This window comes from Streptomyces sp. MZ04 (assembly GCF_004684775.1).
Lineage (GTDB): Bacteria > Actinomycetota > Actinomycetes > Streptomycetales > Streptomycetaceae > Streptomyces.
On sequence record NZ_SRIC01000466.1, the window covers coordinates 1 to 3,852 of the forward strand.

The 3,852-nt window shown below is 70.7% G+C and carries 2 protein-coding genes and 1 pseudogene; all 3 read left to right on the top strand.

Annotation, left to right across the window (positions count from 1 at the left end; all coding sequences use genetic code 11):
• The first annotated feature begins 131 nt into the window (after positions 1-131).
• A complete protein-coding gene (locus E2651_RS41870; protein ID WP_135336505.1) occupies positions 132-1,496 on the top strand; it encodes a M20/M25/M40 family metallo-hydrolase in 1,365 nt (454 codons plus the stop codon).
• Positions 1,493-3,031, top strand: a complete 1,539-nt coding sequence (locus E2651_RS41875; RefSeq protein ID WP_135336506.1) for a Na+/H+ antiporter NhaC family protein — start codon at positions 1,493-1,495, stop codon at positions 3,029-3,031. The genes E2651_RS41870 and E2651_RS41875 overlap by 4 nt, the downstream gene beginning before the upstream one ends.
• 81 nt (positions 3,032-3,112) lie before the next feature.
• A pseudogene (locus tag E2651_RS41880) lies at positions 3,113-3,817 on the top strand (alpha/beta fold hydrolase); the annotation flags it as partial.
• Between the last annotated feature and the right edge of the window lie 35 nt (positions 3,818-3,852).

Genomic DNA, 3,852 nt, shown 5'->3' on the forward strand with positions numbered 1-3,852 from the left:
GGCGTGGGGCGGTGCGGCAGCTGTGCGGCATCGCCGGGCGCACGGCGAGCCGTCCGGGAAGCACCCGTCCCCTGGTCCGATAATTCGGGCTGATCGCCGCAAAGCGGGACGAAGAACGAGGGGTGCCGCCCATGAAGCCCGAAGACACCGTCGACACGGTCGACGACCTGATGGACACGCTCCGTGCCGACCTCGAGCGGCTCGCCGCGATCCCGTCGATCGCCTTCCCCGGCTTCCCTGCCGAGCCGGTGCTCGCGGCGCACGATCTGCTCGTCGAGCTGCTGCGGGGAGCGGGGGTGCCCACGGTCGAGCGGCTCGATCTGCCGGACACCGCGCCCGTGATCTACGGCGAGATCCCGCCGCCGGGCCCCGACACGCCCACGGTCCTGCTCTACGGGCACTACGACGTCCAGCCGCCCGGCGACGAGAGTCTGTGGAAGTCGCCGCCCTTCGAGCCGACCCCCGTCGAAGGTGGCCTGCGGGCCCGTGGCATCGCGGACGACAAGTCCAATGTGATCGCGCACTTGGGGATGTTGCGCGCGTACGAGGGGCGGCCGCCCGTCGGGATCAAGATCGTCATCGAGGGGCAGGAGGAGTACGGCAGCGCCTTCGACGACTATCCGCCCACCGATCCGGAGCGGTTCGCCTGCGACGCCATGGTCGTCGCCGACCTCGGCAATCTCCGGCCCGGCACCCCCACCCTCACCACCGCGCTGCGCGGCGCCTGCGAAGTGGTCGTCGAGGTGCGCACCCTCGAAGAGCCGCGCCACAGCGGGGAGTTCGGCGGTGCGGCGCCCGACGCCCTGGTCGTACTCCTCAAGGCGCTCGCCACGCTCCACGACGTACACGGGGATGTGGCCGTGGAGGGGCTGCGGCGCGAGGACTGGAGCGGTACGAGTTACACCGAGGAGGAGTTCCGCGAGCTGGCCGGGGTGCTTGACGGGATGCCGCTCGTCGGCAGCGGCAGCCTGGGGGAGCGGCTCTGGAGCGGCCCCGCGATCACCGTCATCGGGCTTGACGCGCCCAGCGTGGAGCACGCCGCTTCGGCCGTCGTGCCGCACGCACGGGCCAAGCTGAACCTGCGCTTCCACCCGCTCCAGGACCCGAAGGACGCACAGGCCAAGCTGGTCGACCACCTGCGGTCGCTCACGCCGTTCGGCGTCCCGCTCACCGTCACGCCCGGCGACACCGGCCCCGGCTACCAGGCGGCCACCGGCGGCCCCGCCTACCGTGCCGCGCGTGCCGCGCTCAAGGAGGCCTGGGGCGAGGACGCCTCGTCCGTCGCGACCGGCGGCTCCATCCCGCTGGTCAACGGCCTGGCCAAGGCGGCGCCCGGCGCGGAGGTGCTGCTCTTCGGCGCCCAGGACAGCATGTGTAATCTGCACGCCCCGAACGAGCGCGTCCTCTTCTCCGAGCTGCGCAACACGGTCGTCGCGATGTGCGCCTTCGTCCGCGAGTACGCCGCCGACTTCCGGGCCGGGGGCGGCGCCGCGTGAGCACGACCGGCACGGAGCCCGAGCCGGGCACGGAAGAGCCCGCGCGGAAAGGGAAGTTCACCTTCCCCAGCGCGCTGACGGTCCTCGCGATCGTCACCGTGGCCGTCTGGCTGCTCGCCTTCCTCATCCCCTCCGGCCAGTACGACCGCAATGACTCCGGCGCCCCCGTCCAGGGCACCTACCACCGCGTCGACTCCGGCCAGTCGTTCGTCGACCGTCTCAACGACCTCTTCCTGTCCCCCGTCAACGGCCTCTACGGCATCCAGGACGAGAAGACCTCGCTGGTCGCGCCGGACAACGTCGGCTCGCTGTACGGCAGCGCCGGTGTCTTCCTCTTCGTACTCGCCATCGGCGCCTTCATCACCGTCGTCTTCGCCACCGGCGCGCTCGACCGCGGCATCGGGCGGCTCGCGCACCGGCTGCGCGATCGTGGGGCGCTGCTCATCGCCGGCGTCATGGTCGTCTTCTCCGTCCTCGGCACGGTCGAGGGCTTCGCGGAGGAGACGCTGGGCTTCTACGGCCTGATCGTGCCGCTGATGCTCGCGCTCGGCTACGACCGGATGACCGCCGTCGGCGCGATCATCCTCGGCGCGGGTATCGGCGTCCTGTGCTCGACGGTGAACCCCTTCGCGACGGGCGTCGCCTCGTCGGCCGCCGACATCTCGCTCGGCGACGGCATCGTCCTTCGCTTCGCGATGTGGATCGTCCTGACGGCCGTGACGGTCGCCTACGTCATCCGCTACGCCAAGCGCGTCCAGCGGAACCCGGACCGCTCGCTCTCCGGTTTCCTGCCCGGCGACCGGGACCATGAGCAGACCTCGTCGGAGGCGAGTGAGGTACCTGAGCTCACCGCCCTGCACAAGGCGGTGCTCATCGCGACCGCGCTCGTCTTCACCTTCATGATCTTCTCCGTGGTGCCCTGGTCGAGCGCGCTCACGGGCGAGGCCGACGCCGAGCCCTACGGCTTCGAACTCGGCTGGTCCTTCCCGGAGTTGGCCGCGCTGTTCCTGTGCGCGGCGGTCCTCATCGGGCTCGTCGCGCGGATGGGGGAGCAGAAGCTCAGCTCGACGATCATCCAGGGCGCGGCCGACTTCGTGTCGCCCGCGCTGGTCATCCTGCTGGCCCGCGGCGTCACGACGATCATGAACAACTCGAAGATCACGGACACGGTGCTGCACTCGATCGAAGGGCTGGTCAAGGGCACATCGTCGAGCCTGTTCGCGATCATCGTCTTCATCGTGAACCTGCCACTGGCCTTCTTGATCCCCTCCACCTCCGGCCACGCGACCCTCGCCATGCCGATCCTCGCCCCGCTCGCCGACTTCGCCGGGGTCTCCCGCTCGGTCGTCGTCACGGCCTGGCAGTCGGCCAGCGGCTGGATGAACCTGTGGGTGCCGACGACGGCGGTGACGATCGGCGGCGTCGCGCTCGCGAAGGTCGGTTACGACAAGTACCTGCGGTTCGTGTGGCCGCTGCTGGCCGTGCTGTTCCTGCTGATCTGCGGGTTCGTGGCGTTGGGGGCGGCGGTGACGTGAGGCGGAGTGATGTGGCGTGCCCCGGATGTGTCAGGGGGCGGTGCTGGGGGCGGTGCTCGGTGGCCGGGCTAAGGTGCCGCGATGGGCCTCTATCCGGACATCGAACCCTACGACCACGGCATGCTCGACGTCGGTGACGGCAACCGCGTGTACTGGGAGGTCTGCGGCAATCCGCACGGGAAGCCGGCGGTGGTGCTGCACGGCGGGCCCGGTTCCGGGTGCACGCCGTTCTTCCGGCGGTACTTCGACCCCGACGCGTACCGGGTGGTGCTGCTGGACCAGCGGGGGTGCGGGCGCTCGACGCCGCACGCGAGCGATCCGGCGACCGACATGAGCGTCAACACGACCCCGCGTCTGCTCGCGGATCTGGAGCTGCTGCGGCGGCATCTGGGGATCGAGCGGTGGCTGGTATGGGGCGGTTCCTGGGGGTGTGTGCTGGGGCTGCGGTACGCGCAGACGTATCCGGAGCGGGTGTCCGAGCTGGTCCTCACGGGGATCGCCACCGGGAGCCGGGCCGAGGTGGAGCTGCTGACCCGAGGGCTCGGGCGGATCTTTCCCGAGGCCTGGGCGGCGTTTCGGGACGGGGTGCCGGAAGGGGAGCGGGGCGGGGATCTCGCCGCCGCGTACAACCGGCTTCTGGAGTCGGGTGATGCGGGGGTTCGGGCTGCGGCGGCGCGGTCCTGGACGGACTGGGAGACGGCGTTCGCCCTGGCGGCGCCCCGGTCCGTTCCTCGGTACGAGGACGCGGAGTTCCGGGCGGGGTTCGCCCCTGGCTCTTATACACATCCGACGCTGCCGACGAATAGCCTTGTATAGATCAC